Origin of the sequence: Clostridium fessum (assembly GCF_003024715.1) — a bacterium.
Classification (GTDB): Bacteria; Bacillota; Clostridia; order Lachnospirales; family Lachnospiraceae; genus Otoolea; species Otoolea fessa.
Window position 1 is genome coordinate 163,879 of the sequence record NZ_PYLO01000003.1, and the last position, 22,863, is coordinate 186,741.

General features: G+C 47.1%; 20 protein-coding genes and 2 tRNA genes. 5 read left to right on the top strand and 17 right to left on the bottom strand.

All coding sequences use genetic code 11. The features are described from left to right. Positions 1-142: 142 nt before the first annotated feature. The 6 genes from rpsO to hrcA all read right to left on the bottom strand — a co-directional run bounded on the left by rpsO (position 143) and on the right by hrcA (position 8,311). Entirely contained in the window at positions 143-409 is a 267-nt protein-coding gene (rpsO, locus tag C7U56_RS09995; protein ID WP_022358577.1) for a 30S ribosomal protein S15, read from the bottom strand. Between the two features lie 163 nt (positions 410-572). After that, on the bottom strand, positions 573-2,684 hold the full coding sequence (locus C7U56_RS10000) for a L,D-transpeptidase family protein (protein WP_233430243.1): 2,112 nt from the start codon (positions 2,682-2,684) through the stop codon (positions 573-575). A gap of 459 nt (positions 2,685-3,143) precedes the next feature. Beyond that, complete coding sequence (dnaJ, locus tag C7U56_RS10005; RefSeq protein WP_107001096.1) at positions 3,144-4,298, bottom strand: molecular chaperone DnaJ; 1,155 nt, start codon at positions 4,296-4,298, stop codon at positions 3,144-3,146. A 313-nt stretch (positions 4,299-4,611) separates the two neighbouring features. After that, complete coding sequence (gene dnaK / locus C7U56_RS10010; RefSeq protein ID WP_022359496.1) at positions 4,612-6,480, bottom strand: molecular chaperone DnaK; 1,869 nt, start codon at positions 6,478-6,480, stop codon at positions 4,612-4,614. A 144-nt stretch (positions 6,481-6,624) separates the two neighbouring features. Further along, positions 6,625-7,236 carry a nucleotide exchange factor GrpE gene (gene grpE, locus C7U56_RS10015; RefSeq protein ID WP_107001097.1) on the bottom strand — a complete coding sequence of 204 codons (612 nt, stop codon included), beginning with the start codon at positions 7,234-7,236 and terminating at the stop codon, positions 6,625-6,627. 31 nt (positions 7,237-7,267) lie between these two features. Beyond that, positions 7,268-8,311, bottom strand: a complete 1,044-nt coding sequence (gene hrcA / locus C7U56_RS10020) for a heat-inducible transcriptional repressor HrcA (RefSeq protein ID WP_107001098.1) — start codon at positions 8,309-8,311, stop codon at positions 7,268-7,270. 470 nt (positions 8,312-8,781) lie between these two features. On the opposite strand from hrcA, the gene C7U56_RS10025 reads away from it, so the two are divergent. Continuing rightward, a complete protein-coding gene (locus C7U56_RS10025) occupies positions 8,782-9,465 on the top strand; it encodes a 3D domain-containing protein (protein WP_181357222.1) in 684 nt (227 codons plus the stop codon). 224 nt (positions 9,466-9,689) lie between these two features. Here C7U56_RS10025 and C7U56_RS15680 read toward each other — a convergent pair whose 3' ends face one another. Then, entirely contained in the window at positions 9,690-9,833 is a 144-nt protein-coding gene (locus tag C7U56_RS15680; RefSeq protein ID WP_022358601.1) for a hypothetical protein, read from the bottom strand. Positions 9,834-10,150: 317 nt separating this feature from the next. Here C7U56_RS15680 and C7U56_RS10030 point away from each other — a divergent pair. From C7U56_RS10030 to C7U56_RS10040, 3 genes are all read left to right on the top strand, one after another. Beyond that, positions 10,151-10,224: transfer RNA gene (locus C7U56_RS10030), tRNA-Pro, on the top strand. Positions 10,225-10,242: 18 nt separating this feature from the next. Then, positions 10,243-10,314 (top strand) — tRNA-Glu (locus C7U56_RS10035). A gap of 240 nt (positions 10,315-10,554) precedes the next feature. Then, positions 10,555-11,184 carry a DUF4397 domain-containing protein gene (locus C7U56_RS10040; protein WP_107001100.1) on the top strand — a complete coding sequence of 210 codons (630 nt, stop codon included), beginning with the start codon at positions 10,555-10,557 and terminating at the stop codon, positions 11,182-11,184. Between the two features lie 186 nt (positions 11,185-11,370). Here C7U56_RS10040 and C7U56_RS10045 read toward each other — a convergent pair whose 3' ends face one another. The 4 genes from C7U56_RS10045 to C7U56_RS10060 all read right to left on the bottom strand — a co-directional run bounded on the left by C7U56_RS10045 (position 11,371) and on the right by C7U56_RS10060 (position 16,013). Then, positions 11,371-11,781: a metal-dependent transcriptional regulator gene (locus tag C7U56_RS10045; protein WP_107001101.1), complete on the bottom strand. Its 411-nt coding sequence runs from the start codon at positions 11,779-11,781 to the stop codon at positions 11,371-11,373. A 241-nt stretch (positions 11,782-12,022) separates the two neighbouring features. Beyond that, a complete protein-coding gene (locus C7U56_RS10050; RefSeq protein WP_022358490.1) occupies positions 12,023-12,310 on the bottom strand; it encodes a DUF2325 domain-containing protein in 288 nt (95 codons plus the stop codon). A 211-nt stretch (positions 12,311-12,521) separates the two neighbouring features. Then, entirely contained in the window at positions 12,522-13,508 is a 987-nt protein-coding gene (locus C7U56_RS10055; protein WP_107001102.1) for a glycyl-radical enzyme activating protein, read from the bottom strand. Positions 13,509-13,625: 117 nt separating this feature from the next. After that, positions 13,626-16,013, bottom strand: a complete 2,388-nt coding sequence (locus C7U56_RS10060; RefSeq protein ID WP_107001103.1) for a glycyl radical protein — start codon at positions 16,011-16,013, stop codon at positions 13,626-13,628. 179 nt (positions 16,014-16,192) lie between these two features. On the opposite strand from C7U56_RS10060, the gene C7U56_RS10065 reads away from it, so the two are divergent. After that, a complete protein-coding gene (locus tag C7U56_RS10065; RefSeq protein WP_107001104.1) occupies positions 16,193-17,101 on the top strand; it encodes an AraC family transcriptional regulator in 909 nt (302 codons plus the stop codon). Positions 17,102-17,197: 96 nt separating this feature from the next. On the opposite strand, the gene proC is transcribed toward C7U56_RS10065, so the two are convergent. The 6 genes from proC to C7U56_RS10095 form a co-directional block, all read right to left on the bottom strand. Further along, positions 17,198-18,028, bottom strand: a complete 831-nt coding sequence (gene proC, locus C7U56_RS10070; protein WP_107001105.1) for a pyrroline-5-carboxylate reductase — start codon at positions 18,026-18,028, stop codon at positions 17,198-17,200. A 105-nt stretch (positions 18,029-18,133) separates the two neighbouring features. Further along, the gene (locus C7U56_RS10075; RefSeq protein WP_181357223.1) at positions 18,134-18,748 is read right to left on the bottom strand and encodes a GntR family transcriptional regulator; all 615 of its coding nucleotides are present in this window, start codon (positions 18,746-18,748) and stop codon (positions 18,134-18,136) included. Positions 18,749-18,937: 189 nt separating this feature from the next. Continuing rightward, on the bottom strand, positions 18,938-19,909 hold the full coding sequence (locus C7U56_RS10080; RefSeq protein WP_107001107.1) for a Cgl0159 family (beta/alpha)8-fold protein: 972 nt from the start codon (positions 19,907-19,909) through the stop codon (positions 18,938-18,940). Positions 19,910-19,944: 35 nt separating this feature from the next. Then, on the bottom strand, positions 19,945-21,003 hold the full coding sequence (locus tag C7U56_RS10085; protein ID WP_181357224.1) for a TRAP transporter substrate-binding protein: 1,059 nt from the start codon (positions 21,001-21,003) through the stop codon (positions 19,945-19,947). Between the two features lie 30 nt (positions 21,004-21,033). Beyond that, complete coding sequence (locus tag C7U56_RS10090; RefSeq protein WP_107001109.1) at positions 21,034-22,314, bottom strand: TRAP transporter large permease; 1,281 nt, start codon at positions 22,312-22,314, stop codon at positions 21,034-21,036. Positions 22,315-22,330: 16 nt separating this feature from the next. Further along, positions 22,331-22,840, bottom strand: a complete 510-nt coding sequence (locus C7U56_RS10095) for a TRAP transporter small permease (RefSeq protein ID WP_107001110.1) — start codon at positions 22,838-22,840, stop codon at positions 22,331-22,333. Positions 22,841-22,863 lie beyond the last annotated feature (23 nt).

The window sequence follows — 22,863 nt, forward strand, 5'->3', positions numbered from 1 at the left end:
CTTTCTGTGAAAAGTAATACCGAAACTACTGCTCTGCCCGCAAATATGTTTTTCCGCTTTACGGGTACAGCAGCGGTCTCGGACTTTTCTTCTACATAAACAACTAGGGTGGATTGCTCCACCCTATACGTTTTAATCTTAATTACTTTCTGATGCCTAACTTCTCGATCAGTGCACGGTATCCTTCCAGATCGGATTTCTTTAAGTAATCCAGAAGACCACGTCTCTGTCCTACCATCTTCAGAAGTCCGCGGCGGGAATGATGATCCTTCTGATTGGATTTTAAATGCTCTGTAAGCTCAGCGATTCTAGCGGTCAGAATTGCGATCTGAACCTCCGGTGAACCTGTATCGCCTGCTTTTCTTCCGTACTGTTCGATAATAGCTGCTTTCTTTTCCTTTGAAATCATTGTGATTTCCTCCTTAAAATTATTCTTACCGTATGCTAAGTTTATGTCGGAGTCGTCAAAAAACTGAGCACCGGCGGACTCATACGTATTTAGTATAACACAATATGTTTTCGGTGTAAATCATTTTATGCAGGTTTTTTCTCGATTTTATTCCCGTTTCTTCCTATGCTCCTGGTCCCACTGCAATATTTCCACCATTATCCCCCGAAGGACCTCCCGGTCCTGCCTGGGTCGGTGCCGCAGTCTCCGGCGCTTTCGTCTCCGCCTGCGTCGGCGCTGTGGTCGATGCCGGACCCGGTGCCTGTGTTTCTGCCGGTGCTGGCGCCTGCGTCTCTGCCGGAGCTGGTGTTTCTGCTGGCGCCGTGGTCTCTGCCGGCTTCGTCTCCGCCGGTTTTGCCGTACCGCTCGTCGTACTCTTCTCCGTACCAGGCAGATTGTAGCAGATCACCGGAGTTCCTGCCGAAATATTGTCAAAGATTGTCTTTGCAACACTCGGCGGCAGGTTGATACAGCCGTGGGAACCGCCCGTCTTGTAAATCGCACCGCCAAAACTGCTTCTCCACTTCGCATCATGCATACCGATACCATTATTGAACGGCATCCAGTAATTAACCGGCGTCCGGTAATTCTCACCCTTCAGGACCGCATTTTTCTGCTTATATGCCAGCGGATACGAGCCTGCCGGGGTTCCCCAGCCTTTCGCCAGGTTTCCAGATACGAAATCCGACTCTACCACCAGCTTTCCTTCTTTATAGAAGAAAAGGTGCTGTCCGGTCAGGTTGATCTCCACGTAAGTATCGCCGTAGTCATTTGCCCCATGGCTCGCCGCCTTCTGGGAATACTCCGGCTCACGCGTCGTACTCTCGCCGGAGGCAATGATCGCTGCCAGCGCTTCCGTCTCTGCCGCCTGGTTGATCTTCCAGCCATACGTTCCGCCGCTTACCTGAATCGTGGAACCATACGATGTTTTCAATGTTTTCGCTTTGTTTGAAGTATTGTGTGCTTTCGCCATCTCAGACACGTACTCCGACACCTTGGAGGAATCTACCGAAACACTTCCGTCTGCATTGGCAATCAGCCACCCATGAATCTGATCTCCATTTAAGGTCTCCGTCGAATCGCCAAACTGGTATGTCACGCTCATTTTCGCGTATTTATTCATCTTATCCAGCTGTTCTGCCAGAGATGCATCGTCTTTCAATACCGTCGGCTTCTTATAGACATCTGCTTCCTCCAGCGATAAATGATCCTGCAGATTCTCGATCGCACCCGTTACCGCCTGTGTCAGCTTCTCCGCCTCGACTGCCGTTCCTTCCTGTTCGGGCTCAATCGAATATCCCTGTCCGGACACATACTCAGAAATCTTTGCATTGACCGGTTCTACCGCTTTCTCCGGGTCTAAACACGATAAATTCCGGATCTGGCTTTCCAGCGCCGCATCGTCATACGCCACCATCGTTCCGATCGTATATTCTTCCTGTTTCATATGCCACAGCCATGCGAACGGGTTCTGCGCCGCTACCATCTTTTCCAGACTGCCGTCAAACTCCGCATGCAGCTTGATATCGGTTCCGGCAATGGTTTCTGTCTGATTATTTCTCTCAGTAATCGTCAGTGTGTAACCATTCACACCTTCCGCAATCAGTTCCTGCACCTCTGCCGCTGTCTTTCCAGACGCGTCAACACCGTTGATCTGCGTATTCGGAAAGAAACGAGTCTTATATTTCTGGGACATTCCCGCATAGACACCTCCGGCTGCCACGAGCAGAATGCCCGCCGTGCAGGCAGCGATCCATGCCGTCTTTTTACCGGTTGTTTTTCTATGCTCAGCTTTCAGAGCTGCCTTTTCCGGGGTAGTTTCCGTCCAGGATGCCGTCCTTCCGGAATCCTGTCCCCGCTGCGGCGCCGCATGGGCTGCCTCCCGCCCTGTGCCCGCGCTCTGATTTCCACGGGCGCGGCTGCGCTTTCGACTGGCTGTCTCCTCCGGCTCTTTCTCCGGCAGGCGTTCCGGCTCTTCCCACCGGTTCTGATCCTGACTCTCTGGCTGGTGTATGTTTTCCATATCCAACTCCGCTTCTCTCAGGATCCGTTCTTCCATATCCCGGTCGAAATAATCATCATCCAAATAGTCCTCATCCGGCTCATCCAGATAATCTTCATCTTCCAGTACAATCTCCCGGCTATTCATCGCCGTATTTCGTCTCACCGGTTCCCGCCCATCTTCGCGGCTGCCGGAACGTGAATTTTTATTCAAATTCCCGTTTCTATCTGTCATCTTCCTATTCTCCCTTTAAAAATCCAATACGGGTTCCTATTCCCGGAAGGACCTGCCATTCAAGGAATGATTTTATCATTTGGCATATTTTTCCGGCAAAAATCCATGCCATCTGTGTTGCTGGTCCTCCATCGTCCTATTGTATATAAGTTTTAAACGGAAGTCAACTTACAAAACTCTGTCATTTTCTGGTATATTCTGTTACGTTTCTGTTCACGGGTAGACACTTTTGGAACCGAAAGTGCCGTAAGAAAACGTGGTGGCAGCAGGAATTTGCCGTATTTAAATGCGAAGCCACGGCAAATTCCGTTACTGGGCACGTATGCGTGAACAGTAACTATATTCTGTTACAGAACGCGTAATGGGACGTAATTTTCTATGAAACAGAAACAAAGAGCTGCCGAGCCGCATTTTTATGTCAGCCCGACAGCTCTTTTCTATTTTTGTCCTGTCCGTATTCTATTTCTCCAGCTTTCCGAACAGTCCTTTCTTCTTATGTTTCTCGCCCTCCGGTGCAATTCCGTTCATGGCATCGTCAAACTTGCGAAGCGCTTCCTTCTGTGCCTCGGTCATGCGCTCCGGAACCTGTACCACCAGCGTCACGAAATGGTCGCCGCGCACGTTGCGATTACGCAGAGACGGAACACCTTTTCCTTTCAGACGGACTCTCGTATCTGTCTGGGTTCCCGGTTTGACCTCATACTCTACCTCGCCGTCCACCGTCTTGATGCGGATCGGACCACCGAGTGCTGCTTTCACGAAGGAGATCGGCACGGTTGAGTAGATCGTTGTATCCTGACGCTTGAAGATCGGGTGCTGGGATACCACTACTTCTACCAGCAGATCTCCGCGCGGACCGCCGTTGGTACCCGGTTCGCCATTGCCGCGGTCACGCAGCATCTGACCGTTGTCGATACCTGCCGGGATCGTCACTTTGATCTTCTTTCTCTTCGCTACATAGCCGGTTCCGTAGCAATCCGGGCATTTATCCTTGATTATCTTTCCGGTTCCGTTACAATCCGGACAGGTCTGTACATTCTGAATCTGACCAAAGAACGACTGCTGCGTGTACATGATCTTGCCTTTACCGTTACATTTCGGACAGGTCTGCGGCTGGGTTCCCGGTTTTGCACCCGTTCCATGACATTTCTCACAGGTTTCCTTTAAGTTTAACTCCAGCTCTTTTTCACAGCCGAAGATCGCTTCTTCAAAAGTAATCCGCACACTGGTACGCACATCTGCGCCGCGCATCGGTCCGTTGCTTCTGCCGCCGCGGCTGCGTCCGCCGCCAAAAATATCTCCGAAGATATCTCCGAAAATGTCTCCCATATCGCCGCCGTTGAAATCAAAACCACCGAATCCGCCAGCGCCGCCTGCACCGCCGTCAAAAGCCGCATGGCCGAACTGATCATACTGACGTCTCTTCTCCGGATCACTCAGTACGCTGTAGGCCTCCGATGCCTCCTTAAATTTATCGGCTGCCGCCTGATCGCCCGGATTTGCATCCGGATGATACTTTTTGGCCAGGGTTCTGTATGCTTTTTTGAGTGTCGCATCGTCCGCATCCTTCGGGACGCCTAAGACCTCATAGTAATCTCTCTTACTCTCTGCCATTTCAGCTCTTCCTTCCCAAAATCCGCCGGTACATTTGACCGCATCCGGCAGAGTTTCTATCGTATCTATTTATCTTCCCAAAACGTAACTGTTCAGTACCTTCACAGTCACGCGCAGTAAATGCGCAGACCTACTGAACAGTTACCCCACAACCTACAAATGGGGGTCTGCCGCAGATTCCTGCGACAGCCCCTCACTGCGTTTTTCTATTGATACCCCGATGCCCCGGATTGCTCCGCACTACCTGCTCCCGCAATCCTCAAAAGCATTCGTAATCCGCTCATTTTTCTTTGAAAAATGGCTGCCTATTATATTATACCTCTTTAAAGTCGCCGTCAACTACATTATCGTCGTGCGGTGCACTTCCTGCATCAGCTGCACCCTGAGCACCGCCCTGTGCTCCTGCTGCGCCAGCTGCCTGTGCCTGCTCGTAAACCTTGCTGAAGAGTGCCTGTGCGCTGTTCATCAGTTTTTCCTTACCAGCCTTGATTTCATCAATCTGTGCATCGGTCATCTGGTCGATCGGAGCTTTGTTGATAGCTTCTTTCAGTGCATTTAAGTCAGCTTCTACGGCTGCTTTATCGTTTGCATCGATCTTATCGCCTACATCCTGCAGAGCTTTCTCGGTCTGGAATACCATGGAGTCAGCTTCATTTCTTGCATCGATGCCCTCTTTTCTCTTCTTATCCTGTGCCTCGTACTCAGCTGCCTCTTTGACTGCCTTATCGATATCGGAATCGGACATATTGGAACCAGAGGTAATCGTGATGTGCTGCTCTTTGCCTGTACCAAGGTCTTTTGCAGATACATTTACGATACCGTTTGCATCAATATCGAAAGTAACCTCAATCTGCGGAACACCTCTTCTTGCCGGAAGAATGCCATCCAGACGGAAGGTTCCCAGTGTCTTGTTGTCCTTTGCGAACTGTCTCTCGCCCTGTACAACGTGGATATCAACAGCGGTCTGGTTATCAGCTGCGGTAGAGAAGATCTGGCTCTTCTTGGTCGGGATTGTGGTATTTCTCTCAATCAGTCTGGTTGCTACGCCACCCATAGTCTCGATGGACAGTGACAGCGGAGTTACATCCAGAAGAAGGATATCACCGGCACCGGCATCGCCAGCCAGCTTACCACCCTGGATAGCTGCACCGATTGCTACGCACTCATCCGGGTTTAAGGATTTGCTCGGCTCTTTACCAGTCAGACGTTTTACTTCTTCCTGTGCTGCCAGCATACGTGTGGAACCACCTACCAGAAGTACTTTGCTTAACTCAGAAGCAGTGATACCAGCATCTTTCAGTGCGTTCTGTACCGGAATTGCGGTTCTCTCGATTAAGTCTCTGGTCAGTTCATCAAATTTAGCTCTGGTCAGGTTCATATCCAGATGCTTCGGTCCCTCGCTGGTTGCAGTGATGAACGGAAGGTTGATATTGGTTGTAGTTGCGGAAGAAAGCTCTTTTTTCGCTTTCTCAGCTGCTTCTTTCAGTCTCTGAAGCGCCATCTTATCAGCGGAAAGGTCTACACCCTCTGCTTTCTTGAACTCGTCGATCATCCACTGGGTAATACGGTTATCGAAATCATCGCCGCCCAGATGTGTATCGCCGTTGGTTGCCAGAACCTCGATAACGCCGTCACCGATCTCGATGATGGAAACATCGAATGTACCGCCACCTAAATCATATACCATGATCTTCTGCTCTTTCTCATTATCAAGGCCATACGCAAGCGCTGCTGCCGTCGGCTCGTTGATAATTCTCTTTACATCCAGACCAGCGATCTTACCTGCATCCTTGGTTGCCTGACGCTGTGCGTCGTTGAAGTAAGCCGGAACAGTAATAACTGCCTCGTTTACCTTCTCGCCCAAGTAGCTCTCTGCATCTGCTTTCAGCTTCTGCAGAATCATCGCGGAAATCTCCTGCGGCGTATATTTCTTGTCATCAATGGTTACTTTGTAGTCGCTGCCCATGTGTCTCTTGATAGAAGAAATGGTCTTCTCAGCGTTGGTAACTGCCTGACGCTTTGCCGGCTCGCCGACCAGTCTCTCGCCTGTCTTTGTAAATGCCACAACGGACGGTGTGGTACGGATACCTTCTGTATTTGCGATAACAACCGGTTTACCACCTTCCATAACGGCTACACAACTGTTTGTTGTACCTAAGTCAATACCGATAATCTTGCTCATAGTTATTTCCTCCTGAAATTATCTTTTTCTGGCAGTTCTCTTTCTCCCCATGGGAGTTAAATTCTGCCGCCTGTCTGTCTATATTATATCAAATCAACCACCAGCACCGAATTCTGGGTGCCAGCTGTTTACGTGTTACCTATTTTAATTTGCCACTTTTACCATGCTGTGGCGAACCACGCTGTCGCGGTATACATAGCCTTTCTGGAACTCCTCGGCTACCACATTCTCACCCAGGTTTTCATCCTCAATATGCATCACTGCATTGTGGAAGTTCGGATCAAATGGCTGACCAACCGCTTCGATTGGCTTTACACCTGCATCACCCAGTGTTTTTACGAGCTGCTTGTAAACCTTATCCATGCCCTCGGCGAAAGCACTTTTTTCTTCGCCCTCCGGGATGGTCGCCAAACCACGCTCGAAATTGTCCACCACCGGGAGAATCTTCTCGATGATGTCCTTTGCGCCAATCTCATACATCGCTGATTTTTCTTTCTCCGTTCGTTTTCGGAAATTGTCAAATTCAGCCATCGTGCGCTTCAGGCGATCCGTCAGCTCCTCGATCTGCTCATCTTTCTTATCCTTCTTTTTGGAGAAAAATCCTTTTTTCTCTTTTTCTCCCTCCGGCGCTTGTGCGTCTTCCGAAGAAGCTTCCTTTTCCTTCACTACCTCAGCTTCTGCCTGGGTTTCTGTTTCTTTTACCTGCTCCTCATTTGCTGCCTCGGCTGCTTTGGAATCTATCTCTGTCTTTGCCATGTCTCTCACCTCTTTATTTTGCACATCCGTGCTACTCGGTATCTTTATGATTGAATGTCTGATCGAGCTGGCTCTTTAATGAGCGCAGGGTCGATACAACTTTGTCATAATCCATTCGTTTCGGTCCAACGATTCCTATCGTTCCCCGAAGTCCGTCCCCCAATTCATAATTGGCAGTAACGATACTGCAGTCCTTCATCGACTGCACCTGTGTCTCACTTCCGATGTAGACCTGAATCTCATTTTTCTTATCGCTGTCCGCATCGTCCTCGGTAAGAATCTCTCTCCAGAGGTCTTTCTGCTCCAGTGTCCCGATGAGCTGGCTGGCTTTCGCACCATCGCTCAGTTCCGGATATTTGAAAATGTTCGTCGTACCTTCGGTGTAAATCTGTAAATCTTCCTCGCCGGAACGAATCGCCTCGGCCACCTCGCTTAGTACCACATCCACGATGTGGCTGCGCTCGCCTGCCTGCCCTTTCATCCGGGTAATGACATCCAGATTAATCTGCTCCATCGTCAATCCGTTGAGACCGCTATTTAAAAGAATATTCAGATTCAGGATGTCCTCATCAGTCAGCTCCGCATCGAGTGCCACAATCGAGTTCTTGATAATGTTGCCTTCTAAAACAGTGACAATCAGGAGTTTCCCGGCTTCCACTCTGGAAAGCTGTATAAACTTGATCTTCGTCTGGTGATACTGCGGTCCGCTGATCAGCGTCGCATAATTCGTATTGCTCGCCAAAAGCTTTGCCATCTGCTTTAACAGAAGCTCCACCCGATCCACTCTCTGGATGACCATATCACGCACCTGCGTGACCTCCGTCTCTTTCTCATGAATCAACTGATCCACATAGAAACGATATCCTTTATCTGAAGGAATCCGGCCTGCCGATGTGTGCGGCTGAATGATATATCCCAGTTCTTCCAGATCCGACATCTCATTTCGAATCGTCGCCGAACTGAGTTTCAAATCGGAATACTTGGAGATCGTTCTGGAACCAACCGGCTCTCCGGTCTCCAGATAGTTCTGGATAATCGCTTTCAAAATCTTTTCTTTTCTCTCATCCAGTTCCATCCAATCTCTCCTTCCGTGCATCCGCTTCCGCCGGTCTCTTAAACCCGCTCTGGAAGTTTTTTGTTAGCACTCAATCTATCAGAGTGCTAATATCTACAGTTCATACTATATTACTTACGCAAGTATTTGTCAATGATTTTTTTCGGTTTTTAAAAAAAATTTTTTCTTCTTTTTTCGAATAAAATTTTTCATTCTGCATACCCTGTTTTTAGGCACGCTGATTTTCACACTTTCTATAGGTAGAAACTCACTCACCCGCTTTCCTGTTTGCGTCCGAACAAGCTTTCGACTTGTCGAACCTCCGACCGCTCCCAGAGCCCTATTTCAGGCTCTCCGGCTTGACATTTAACATTTTTGTAATATAATAGTAACAAATTATAACATTTGTAAACGCATTGCAATATTTGTGAGATACACAATCGTTGCGATGAGACAAATGAATCTAAATTGAAATGAGAGGTTTTTATTTGATGAATATGATGAACACCATGCGGCGCGGACTTGCCACAACGGCAATGAGCCTGGTCTGTCTCATGGCAGGCACCATGAATACACTGGCAGCCACAGATGCCGGAACTGAGCTTGTCTCCCAAATAGATGCGGCAGCCGGTGAAGAAACAAACGGCATTTCCACCGAAGCAGCCCAGACACCATCTGGTCCGGCTTCCGATCCGGAGCTGATTAGAAAGCAGACAAACGCTGCTGCGGAAGAAGCGGCTGACACGAACGCTTCCGAGGCAGAAGTCGCTGCATTTTCAAATGAGTCTGCACAAGTGGAGGCAGAGAACGCTGGCGAAGCTGCAATGACTGAAAATACTGACACAAATGCTGCTGCCGAGGCACAGGAAGCAGAGGCACCTGCTGAAATCTACGCCGGACGTTTTACGACAACTGCTTACTGCAGCTGCCGCAGATGCTGCCGTGGTGGAAAGAACCGCACTAAATCCGGCACCATTCCGCAGGCAGGACATACCATTTCCGCCGACTTGCGCGTATTCCCGCTCGGAACTAAACTCCGCATCAACGGCGTTGTCTATACCGTTGAGGACAGCGGCAGCGGCATCCGCGGAAACAAACTGGACATCTTCTTCAATTCCCACAGTCAGGCACTGCAGTATGGAAAGAGAAGCGCCGATGTCTATATTGTCCGATAATTACATTGATTTTAAGCAAAAAAGGGTCTTGCAGATAGAAAATCTTTCACCTGCAAGACCCTTTTTTATAATTCTTATTTGTAACTGTTCAGTACCTTCACAGTCACGCGCAAAAATCCATTAAAAATTGCCTACGGCAATGGGATTTTTGCCTGCTAGCCCATGTTTTCGTACGGTCAGCGCAGTAAATGCACAGACCTACTGAACAGTTACCCTTATTTTACTTAATCCGTCAGCGCCTTATGATATTTCGTTTTCCGGTAAATTTTCCAAATAATGATACCCGGAATGCTCACGGTACATACGACGGTACTCACGCCTCCGATCACTCCATATATTCCAAATAAGATGGCTGCGATGATGTTCATACTTAATTCCTCCTGACTCATTCATTTTTCAATGCAAGCTCACTATGCTTTGTTCCCCATTTTATTCTTTTTATCCAAAATGAAAAGAGTTTCGGCGCATCCTTAGCAAGACTTTAATCATCCTTTCGCTTTCTTACGTTATTCATAATAATTTCGAAATATAAGTTAAAAGCGTGAAAATATTGATTTTAAAGGGTTTTTTCAATTTTTTAAAACTTTTTCAATTTTTTTCAAAAAAACGCTTGCATTTTTTTTGAAGGCGTGATAGTATATAGGAGTCGCTGATGAGCACCGCTTCAAAAGCGAGAAAATCATATCGAGGCGTGGCTCAGTTTGGTAGAGCGCTGCGTTCGGGACGCAGAGGTCGCGTGTTCGAATCACGTCGCCTCGATTGAATAAAATTAAATATGGCCTGTTGGTCAAGCGGTCAAGACGACGCCCTCTCACGGCGTAAACCCGGGTTCGATTCCCGGACAGGTCACTGGAAAGAGATTCGAGATTCGAGTCTCTTTTTTATTTTCTTCATTCTTGACCTTTCACAAAATCATGTAAACTATAACTGAATTTTGCCGATGCTCCGCATTCCAGATCGGCAAAATACACTTTTCTACAGTATCGAACAGGATTTTCAGTCCAGAAAATTCCTGCCTGCAAATAGTAACTCTCCTTTTTTCTTCTTCATATACTGCAATATAGCCAATATGAAAAGAGGTATCTTTTTATGGAAACATACAACTACGATGCAGCAGCAGTGCCTGAGGGGGATGCTGACACGACTCCGGCGGCGGCACCGGAGACGGATGCGGCAGCAGCTGGAACCAGTGATACGGCACAGTCTGGATTTAGTTCTCAGCCTCCTGTTATCTTAACATATCCGGACAGCTCATCCAATGATCTTCAGGTATCTCCGGGCTTCGGACCATACGGGGATGTGATGCCCACCCTGCCGTCCAATAATCATGGCAGCCCGAACACCGGTGGCTGCATAAACTGCGGCGGTTCCAACTGGAAGCCATCTCCAAATGGCGCGCTCTGGACCTGGGGCATTCTCTCGCCGTTCTTTTCCACCTCATCGGAGATCGCGCACCTGCGTTTCTACAATGCCGCCTCCATCCGCGAACCCATCGATATATACCTGAACGGACGTCTGGTCGTATCCGATCTGGATTACATGAATTATACGCGCTACATGCACATCATCCCCGGCATCTACCAGCTGACCGTCTACCGCCGGACCAATCCGGGATTCGCCATCGTCAACACAAATATCCGGCTTCGCAGCGGTTACAGCTACACACTGGCGGTTCTGGGTACTTTTAATGATTTTTCGGTACAGATGCTCAACGCCTGATCGCTTTTATTTGAGAAAAGCTTCTTCACGCGAGTGCAAATCCCGCGAAGCGTTTTTTTGTTTCATAGGACGTAATTTCCTATGAAAAAAGAGACCGCCACGTTCACGCGTGCGGTCTCTCTTCCGTGTCCTCTGCAATTATAAATTTATGATGAGAATATAACTGTCCGAATCTTAAACAGCCATCTATTTTTCCGGCTCATCTGTCCGGTTTGCTTTCTCGAGCTTTGCCAGATGCGCGGCTGCAAATTCTTTGATTGCCTCAAAACTCTGCGGGCTGATCACATGTTCAATGCGGCAGGCATCTTCCACTGCCACCTCTCTTGGCACATCCAACGCTACCAAAAGCTTTGTCAGTAATGTATGACGCTCATAAATCATCTCCGCGATCTTCCGTCCCGACGGCTCCAGAGTGATATATCCCTCATGATCCATCGAAATATAACCGTTTTCACGAAGATTCTTCATCGCAACGCTGACGCTTGGTTTTGAATACCCCAGCTCATTGACTACATCGATCGAACGGATCATCGGCTTGCGATAGCTTAACATAAGAATCGTTTCCAGATAATCCTCTGCTGACTGCTGTATTTTCAAAGTGATTCCCTCCAAACTTCTAACACATAACCGGCCTGGCTTCGTGCCTTCCCGTCTCCCGCAGAATAGTCTTCCCAAACTGCCGACCAGTTACCATAATACTATATACTAGAATACCATATTTGGAAGAATATTTCAAACCATATCGAAATCAATCTATCGTTTCCAGAAACCGACGGAGTTACTGTTCACGCATACGTGCCCAGTAACGGAATTTGCCGTGGCTTCGCCTTTAAATACGTCAGCAAGCTGCACAGTGTTCCTGCAAAATTTCTTCCAACGCGGTTTTGCTGCTGGTGTGGCAGCGGACAACTTCTGTCCGGCTTCCCTTTGCACCATCAACCGCCGTCCGAATCATTTTATGGGAAACGGTGCTTGTAAAGAGTACAAGCAGATCCGGCGCTCCGATCTGTTTGCCGAAATCCGCCGTCATCTGTGTAAATACCTTTGCCTTACAGTTAAATGATTTGCAGATTTTCACGTACTGGCTGACCATGCGGTCATGACCACCTACAATTACAACACTCATATTTTATCCTCCGAAAGTTAGCTCTGTCTAACTGCTGATGAAGTTAGTATACACTAACTCATCTTATTTGTCCAGAGGAAAATTGAAATTCATAGAAAATTCATAGAAATAAACGTACCGTGCAAGACTATTTTTCACCAACCAACCTTATCTTACACGGTACGCATTTTCCCATTATCCATTTTTATCCAATACTAATTTTTATCGTATTTTACGCTTTTAACACCTCCTCTGTTACTCCCGTTTTTCCTATTCCAGCTTTATACACCTCCAATCCCGATATCGCTATATCAAATGTCCAATCCGTTTCGCACAGAAATTCCATTTTCTGATACACATCCCAACGACTCATCGACGTATGTTCTTCTAACTGATATTTTCTCCCCAGCTGCCGGTATGCATGAAGCCCCAGTCTATGATATGGCAGAAATTCCAATTCCTGACAATTTTTAAGTTCCTGGCATAACTGCGCCGTTTTCCGAATATTTTCCACATCATCATTGACTCCTTCTACCAGCGGCACACGGACATGAATCGAATGCGGCGCGCAGATCGCATCGGATTTGCGGATATTTTCCAGAATACAGGCATTGTCCTGCCCCGTCCATTTCTTATGCTTTTCCGGATCCATGGTTTTCACATCCACATAAAACATCTGCAGATGCGGCACGATCCGTTTGACATTTTCAAACGAAGTAAACATATCTAACTCTGCCGCCGCATTGATACAGGCATCATCACAGGCCTCCAGCAGTGCTTCCGCAAAATCCGTCTGACAGAACAGATCACCTCCTGAAAGTGTCACGCCACCACCAGAATAGAAGAAAAACATCTCATCCTTCTGGATCTCGCGCATTACCTCTTTTACGGTCATCTCCTTGCCATAGATCTGCTGTGCCCGGTAATTGCAGGCATCCACACACTGAAAGCACTGTTTACAGCGGCTGTAATCCCTCACGATCTCTCCCGTTTTTTCGCTCCGGCGAAGTGCCTGTTCCGGACAGACCTGGATGCAGGCACCGCATCCGGTGCAGCGCTCTTTCATATAGTAGACTTCCCGCTGCCCCGACTGTGACTCCGGTGTCGAACACCAGGCACAGCGCAGGGGACAGCCCTTAAAAAATACAACCGTCCGCATTCCCTTCCCATCGGAGAGGGATAACCGCTCAATCCGAAGAATATTTGCTTTTAATTCCATACGCTGTTCCTCCTGTCAAGTACACCTTGCCTGCTGCCCGCCACCGCGCATGATGCACATCCCCGGTAGCTGATTTGCCGTATTTTTTATGAAACACGGCAGATTTCACTCTTTTTCCTAGCAGATATTGGAATGTGAAGTTCTGGAAATGATATCGTCCTGTACTTCTTTTCCAAGCTCTGTAAAATATGCTGTATAACCAGCTACACGTACCAGCAGTCCGTTGTAATCCTCCGGATGCTTCTGTGCTTCTTTTAAGGTCTCCGTATCGATGACATTGAACTGTGTGTGGAATACGCCCAGGGAGCAGAGACTCCGCAGGTAGTTCATCAGTTCTTTTGTCGAGTTCGGGCTGTCGCGGAATACCGTATCCATCTTTACATTCAGCAGGGTTCCCTGATTGAAACGGCCATGCGGAATGTGGGAAATGGATTTCAATACAGCGCCCATGCCCTCGGTATCGGTTCCCTGGTTCGGAGATACGCCGTCTGCTAACGGTTTCCAAGCCAGACGTCCGGACGGAAGTGCACCGACCTCCAGACCAAACGGAGTATTTCCAGATACCGGAAGAATACCTGGCGTCATCTTGCCGAATTTGCTGTGGAACGACTCAATATAGTCCGCGATAAAACAGAACATATCACCGGTCAGCTCGTTTACTTCGTCGTCATCATTGCCGTACTTCGGAGCTTCATCACACATCTTCTTGACATCCTCATAACCCACAAAGTTTGCATCCAGTGCATCCAGAAGACGCTGCATCGTTACTTTTTTCTCATCAAATACAAGTTTCTTTACTGCAATCAGGCTGTTGATCAGGTCTGCTACGCCGATCGCATCAATACCATTTCCAAGGTTATATTTCGCACCGCCCCATGCGTAATCTTTCGCATTCTCTACGCACTCATAGAAGGAAAGGGAAAGTGCCGGAACGACCCTCTGGAAGCCAATGTCATCGCATACATGGCTGGAAGCCACGGTTCCGCGAAGTTCATAGCGGATCTGCTCTTTGACTGCCTCTTCAAACTCTTCGTAGGTATTAAAGGCAGTCGGATCGCCGGTCGCCTCAGATGCCTGAATGCCATATTTACGGCTCTTGCCGTTTAACAGGGCAAATTCAACCGCAGAACCTAAGTTGAAGTCTGCATATGCGGTGTAGCATCTCTGTTTTCCTTCCAGGTTCGTCTCTACACAGCCGCATGGATTCCAGTTATATGCTTCTTTTAACGGGATTCCCTTGTTCAGGAGCATCTCGATACCAACTTCATCGTTGTGAAATGCCGGGAAACCGGTTCCAAGCTTGATAACCTCTGCAATCTTCTTTAAGAAGCTGCTCGGATTCTTCGCCATATTGTAGCGGACAGACAGGGATGGCTGATATAACTGTACTTCTGCGGTTGCCTGCAAAATCAGGTACGACACGTCATTGACTGCGTCCATGCCGCGCTCATCCACACCGCCGCAGCATACGTTCTGGAACATTGGGTAACCGGCGGAAAACTGTGCGGTTACCTGATCCTGGAACAGGCACTGCTCAGAGAATTTAACCCATAAGCAGTCCAAAAGTTCCTGCGCCTCTTCCTCTGTCAAACGGCCAGCCTCGATATCTGCCTTATAAAATGGGTAAAGATATTGATCCATACGTCCCGGGTTGTAGCTTGCTGCATTCTGCTCCATGAAAATACAGGTCTGGTAAATATACATCGACTGAATCGCCTCGCGGAAGGTACGCGCCGGTTTTTCCGGAACCTGATCGCAGGTCCCTGCAATCTGTAACAGTTCTTTTCTGCGCTTCTCATCCGGCTCTGCCTCTGCCAGCTTTCTCGCCTCTGCCGCATAGCGGTGTCCCAATGCGGAGATACCGTCAGCTGCCAGCTCCATCGCTTTCAGGTATTCAATCTTCTCATAGTCACCCGGACGGGTAATATCAAGTGTATCAAGCACTTTATGGATATGCGCCTTGATTCCCTCCATGCCTTCTTTAATGACTCTGGAATAACCCGCAGTCGTCTCGCCCCAGCCACGAACCGATTTACGGTTGATGTAAAGAGCGCCGCAGTCACGTAAGGTTGCCGCAAAATCTGGGCATTGTACCAGCCACTGCTCATACGTGGAACGTCCCTTCCAGTACGGGCGGATGATCTCCTCAAATGCCTTCCGATCCTCTGGGCGCAGATAGAATGGGTCATATGGACGGGTACTGATGGTATCCAGCTCCTCATCCAGAACCGACCAGCAGGTATCGACACTTAAAATACCGCCGCGCTGCTTGCTTCCGGCATTGCCGACAATCAGCTCATCCCCCCAGATTTTTACAGTTTTCTCCAGGCACTGTTTCTTAAATGCATATGCTTTCCGGATGCACAGCGGCTGTCCCTCTGATTCCTGGAAGCCCTTTGTCAGGATAATTGCATTTTCCAGATCCATCTCTGGCTTGGTCTTTAATACTCTCTGTTTTAATCGGTCAATCCGATCCATGTATGGTTTTCTTTCGATTGCTGCCATCTGATTTCCTCCTATTTTTTACTCACATTCCCATTCTGTGGGATTTATTTTTTTAGCACCTGCTATAAATCTCTTTTCGTTTAAAAGTATAGCAATTCTTATGTGGAAATGGTACAATATCAATAACTAAAAATACCAAAATCTTAACATATTGAATTTTTATAGAAAGAAGGGATCCTTTGAAATCTACTTCCCAGTTACAGGAAATCAACCACTATCAAGATCAAGATTTTCCGGTCAATGTCTACTATTCTGATATTCATTCCATGCAGCCGCCGGGACGCTGGCTGCGCGACTTCCACTGGCATGATGAGCTGCAGTTTACCCTCGTACTAAGCGGAACATTGACAATGCAGGTAGATAATCTTTCTCTGCCCGGACAGGCTGGAGATCTGATTTTCGTCAACACCTCCCTGATTCATGCCGTCACACAGATGTCGGAAGACGGCTCCTATGCGAGCCTCAATTTTCCTTACCGCCTTCTTGCCTTTTTTCCTGGAAGCCGCATGGATCAGGACTACGTCCTGCCCTATACCGCCGGCGGGAAATTCTCCGCTTTCTCTATTCACCCGGAATCCGAATGGCAGAAAGAGTTGATCGGACTGCACAAAAAAATAACCGATTTATTTCTTTCCAATCAGGTTAAAGGCAATGAATATTCTATCTGCATTAAGATTACCTCGATGTGGAATCTGTTGATTTCCAATTTTCACAGCAGTGGGAATTCTACCTCTATTAACCTCCTGCGCCAGCAGCGCCTGCAATCCATTCTCCTGTTCATCTATGCACATTACGCAGATGATTTACAGCTCTCAGACCTGGCTGCATCAGCCAATATCAGCGTCGGAGAATGCTGCCGGATTTTTCAAAATATTCTTCACACAACTCCCTATGGATATTTAACTAATTACCGCATCCAGACCAGTGTTTCCCTCCTTCACCGCGATCTGCCCATCTCACAGATTGCCGGACTGGTCGGATACAACCAGGTCAGCAATTACATCGCCACATTCAAACGGATCATTGGCTGCACACCAGCACAGTACCGGAAACAACACTTATCAAAACCAGATATCCCAAGCAGTTAATGGAAAACCGGCCGGCTTCTCTTCATCAGGGAAACCGACCGGCTGCTAAGGTGGTATAAAAATATAAAGGGGGGCTTTTTCAGGATGATGCAACGATTATTTTAATTTTCCAATTTCATCAAATCGTTTATAAGCATCGACAACCGCATTGATCACGCTGCTGCGGAACCCACGGTCTTCCAGTGTCTTCACACCGATCATCGCCGGACCAGCCGGAGAACACACATCATCTTTTAAATTCTCAAGATGCTTTTCGCTCTGTAAAAACAGCTGCACGGTTCCAAGGATTCCTTCCAGTGCATATCTTCTCGCCTGATAACGTAAAAGACCATTGTAAACGCCGCCGTCTGCCAGAGAATTAGCAAACATTGCGATAAACGCCGGGGATGTAGATGTTAATACCGTGCCTGCCACAAACTGGGAGGCCGGAAGGCTGTCAAATCCACCGGCTTCACGTAGAATATACCGGAATTCGTCCTCCTGTTCCTTCGTGTAGCTGTCGCCCTGTTCGATCAGGATAAAACCTTTTCCAATCAAGCAGGCTGTATTCGGGAGAATACGGATAACCGGAACATTCTTTCCTTCTAACTCTAATTCTTTCATATAGGTTGAAACCTCAACACCCGCTACAATCGAAACGATAATTTTTTCCTGCCCTTCTTCTGCACATGCCGCAAAGACCGGTTTCACCTCTTCCAGAACACTCTTTAAAAACTGCGGTTTTACACAGAACACAACATAATGAGCTGCCTTGATCGCTTCTCCATTGGTCTCAACAAAGTTGCATCCCAGCTCGTCCGCTAATTTCTGTCCTTTTTCTGTAACCACATCTGTAATCACAACTTCCGATGGATCAATTCCCTTGCAGGCTGCCGTTGCAAGAGCTGTACCCATAGTTCCACTTCCAATAAAAGCAATTTTTTTCATAGCTGGTCTCCTTTCAACTTAAAGTCCGAGTTAGTAATATACTTCAAATATATCTTATGTGGCTTATATTTCCCTTCGCCTTTCAGCGAAGGGAAGTTCCCGCTCTCAGCGGATAAATTTTTCTTTAAATGCCTGAACATGCGCTTTCTGAACCGATATCAATTTATCTACATCTCTCTCCTGAAGACAACGATAAATTTCCTCATGATGTCCAATATCCATATCATCAATCGAAGATAAATTAATCCGGTTTAAAAACAGAAGACGAATACTCAAATCCTGGTAATTATTCATCTCCCGCTCAAGAAACGGATTCCTAGTCATAGAAGAAATAATTCTATGAAATGCTCGATCCAAAAGAACTCTTTCTTCCGCATCTGTCTCCTCTCTCAGGACTTCCAGGCTGTCTTTCAGCCGCTTTAAATCTTCTTCCGTCCGATTCATAGCAGCAAGCTCTGATTCAAGTGGAGACAGAGCAAATCTCATCTGATAAATCGATTCCACTTCATATAAGGAAATCTCATTTACCATAATACATTGTCTCGGGACAATTTTCACAAAGTTTTCCCATGCCAGTCGATTCAGTGCCTCACGGATGGGAGTTCGTCCCATCCCCAGCTCTTCCATCAATTCAGCCTCTACTAATGTCTGTCCGGGGCGAAGTCTGGCTGTAATAATCATCATCTTAATCTTCTCGTATGCCACATCACTAACTCGCATTGTTTCCCTCATCTTTCTTGTAGAACAAATCTGTGATTTGCATCCAACTTCTTTTAGTCTACAGGAATGCTTATTTTTATAATAGCGCAAATAAGGATCAAATTCAATTAGACTTTTGTATATACCCCGTTTCTGATATAGTTACTGTTCACGCATACATGCCCAGTAACCTGATATGCCCTATTTTTTTTATAATTTTTCGACGCATCGCTTGTAATTTTCTTCCGCGTTGCCGCCCTTATGCCAGATATCCGCGATCGCTTCCGCGATTGGAAGCGGATCCGATTCATTGTACATAACATTTCGTCCCAGCAAGATTCCGCGGATATTGCTGCTGATTCCGATCTCTTTCGTGTACTCTTCTACAACCTCAATCGGCTCACTCTTTACCTCGTCTGGAACTACCAGCACCGGACAGGTGGTCGCCGCCGTCGGAACTGCATATTCATGATTCAGCGGAACTTCAATCCATTTGCCGGATGCACGGCAGCCAAGAGCGCCTACCACGCCGACTACCTTACACAGACTCTCTGAATCCGTCTTCATCGTAAACCCCGTTTCCGTCGTTTCTACATACAGCGCCTCGATAAAAATTGGAAGACCAGCTGACTCTGCTGCATTGACAGCTTCTGCACAGTACCGAACCGTATATTTGCTTCGCTCATCCATCGGATTCAGACGGATCATAAACTTTACACCGTCCATCCGAAGTTTCACTAGGCGATCGACTGTATAACAGGACGGCATATCGTCCATCTCCCATACCGTATTTTTCAGACCGCCCCGGTTCACAGTGCCAACCAGCATCTTCCCATCCAGAAACGCCTTTTCTCCACGTTCCCGCTGCAACTTATTGAGGATAAATAAATCTTCAATAATATCCGGTGTCGCCTCGATTCCATCAATCTGATCACTCTGCAGCATCCGCACCAGGCGGGATAAATACTCCCGCCTATTACTTAAACCAATCGGATTTCCTTTGTACTCATTGATCATTCTGGCATTGTGATCCGCTGCCGCAAATACCAGCTTATCATGCGGAAATCCCGGTTTTTTTCGCGCCGCCGCTTCCTGCTCAATAACCTCCGGAGAAAAGGCTTTTATCTTGTTTAATTCTTCAAAAATCTTGTCATTCAAAAAACTTTGATAATCAAATCCCATATACACCTTTGCCTTTCTCTGTCACTGAACACATTTTATTTTCCAAAATTAACGATTGCGTCAATTTTATCTCTTCCGCCTACTTTATCGCCCCACTGATCATATACGCTCTGGGCTGCCTCGATAAATGGTTCGCGATCCGGCTCTGTGATTTCGATGCCCTCTCCCTTTAACAGTTCCAAGCACTCATCCTCAGATGCTGTATAAAGTTCTCTCTCTTTATCGATCATTTCTTTGGTGCACTCATCGATAATCTGTTTGTGCTCGTCCGAAAGAGAATCATAGAAATTCTTAGCAACTACGCAGATACCTAAGTCGTTGGTCCATCCAACCATTGCCCAGTGCGGCGCTGCCTCATAAAACTTCTTGGAATAATAGTTTGTATTGGCCGCTTCTGCACCGTCAATAATGTTCTGCTGCAGCGCTGTGTATAATTCGCCGTATGCCATCGGCAGCGGGCTTGCGCCGAATGCGGTAAAGGAATCCAGCTGTACCTGATTTTCCATGGTCCGGATCTTGAGATTCTTTAAATCCTCGATACTGTTGATCGTCTTCTGCGTTGTCATGATATGTCTGGTTCCCAAATCCAGGAAGCCCATCAGATGGAAGCCTTTCTCCTCACAGTCACCGCTATAGGACATTCCAATCTCGTCAGAGTCCAGAACGGAATACATATGTTCCTTATCTCTCCAGAGGAACGGAAGGCAGAATATATTAACAGATGGAACAAAGCTGGAGAACGGCGCTACCGACGTCATCGCCATCTCTACGGTGCCAAGCTGCATACCCTCAATGACATCTCGCTCATTGCCAAGCTGGTTATCCGGATATATTTCTACTTTAATTTCGCCATTGGATCGCTCTTCCACAATCTCTTTAAAATATTCCGCTGCTTTTACCGGAGGTTCGGTTGCTGCCTGTGATAAGGAAACCTTTACGGTCACCGCACCACCGGATGAACCGCCTGTATTAGCCGCTGCCTTTGCGGACTCTCCTGTGGAAGCGCTGCCGCCTCCTCCACATCCTGCCAGAGAGCCAGCTGCCACCAGCATCGCCATCGTCATGCTTACAAACCGTTTCACATTTTTCTTCATATCAATAAATCCTCCTTTCATTTCATCTTCTTATCCCATTAACTGCGGCAGCCATAAATAGGTCTGCGGGAGATATGTAACAATAATCAGTACAACTAACATTGCAAGAATCGTAGGAATTACAAACGGGAATACCTCTCTTACACTCTTGCCGGTCAATCCACAGGCAACGAATAAAGTTGCTCCATAAGGCGGTGTTACGTATCCAATCGCCAGGTTGATGCAGACAATAACACCAAAGTGAATCGGGTCGATTCCATAAGCGGTTGCTACCGGGAATAAGATCGGCATTAAAACGATAATTGCAGAGAAACTTTCCATAAACATTCCAACTAAGAACAGCGCAATATTTAAGAAAATAAGGAATGCAGTCTTACTTGTGATGAATGTATTCATAACCTGGATTAAGAGCTGCGGCAGCTGTTTTGCTGTGATAAACCATGCAAAGATATAAGCGCAGCCTGTGATAATCATGATGCCAGCCGCTGTCTGCGCGGACTTAACAAAAATACCAGGTAAATCTTTCAATGTAATTTCTTTGTAAATAAACATACCTACCAGGAAGCCATAGACAACCGCCACAGCCGCTGCTTCAGTTGCAGAAAAGATACCGCTGATGATACCACCGATAATGATAATCGGAAGTCCTAAACCAGGAAGTGCAGAAAACATCGTTCTCCGTACTTCTTTCGGATCAAACTTGGTTGTCTGGATATATGCATCTCCGCCCCTGGAAGCGTGAATATAGGAGTAGACCATCAGTGCCACACCAATCATAACTCCAGGAATAGCGCCTCCGAGGAATAACTGACCAACAGATGCACCTGTGGAATATCCAATCAGAACCATTAAGATACTTGGCGGAATAATCGGTCCGATACTTCCTGCTGCTGAGAGCAGAACCGTTACGAAACTCATGTTATAGCCTTTTTCTTTAAATGCAGGCGTCATGATCGAACCGATTGCTGCTGTTCCAGCCGTTGCTGAACCGGAAATTGCCGCGAAAATCATGGATGCCAGTACGGCTACCATCGCCAGACTTCCTTTTACAAAGCCGATCGACGCACTTGCAAAATCTACAATCCGTTTGGACATACCGCCCTGATCCATCAGATTTCCTGCCAGCATGAACATCGGAATCGCCATGATCGGCCAGCTGTCAAGACCCGCAAACATTCTCTGCGGTACCAGAACCAATGGGAAATTTCCCTCAAGCATAATCGAAAGTGTCGTTCCCATTCCGAGTGCAACAAAAATAGGGGCTCCGATTAGAAACAGACACAAAATACAGATAAATAAAAATCCTAACATATCGCAGCCTCCTTTACTAATCTATAAATTCTCTCGGTTCTTCCGGTGCATTCTTGTTTTTTAAGCGTTCGATAAAGGTAAGGAGCTGTTCCATAATCATCAAAACTCCACCGGTTGGGAATGCCGCGTAAATCAAAGCCATCGGAATCTGCATCGCCGGAGACGTCTGAGCCGTCGTAGACTGTACTACTTTGAACCCGAAATATGTCATAATACATAAGAAAACAATCGTTAAAAGATCTACAATCGCGGTCAAAATGCGTTTCGGCTTTTGCGGAAGTGCAGATGTCAGAACATCTACCTGAAGGTGAGAACGATTTCTCATCGCAATCGCCGATGCCATCAATACCAGCCATATCATCAGATATCTCGCTAATTCTTCGGTCCATCTAAGAGGACTCTGTATTACAAAACGAAAAAAAACCTGAATAATAACTGTAATTGTCATCGCAAGGAAAAGAACAACTACTACCGCATCATTTACATTTCGAATTATCTGGAGAAGTGGGTTCCCCTTTTCTTTCATAATGTATCCCCCTTTCCTGGATA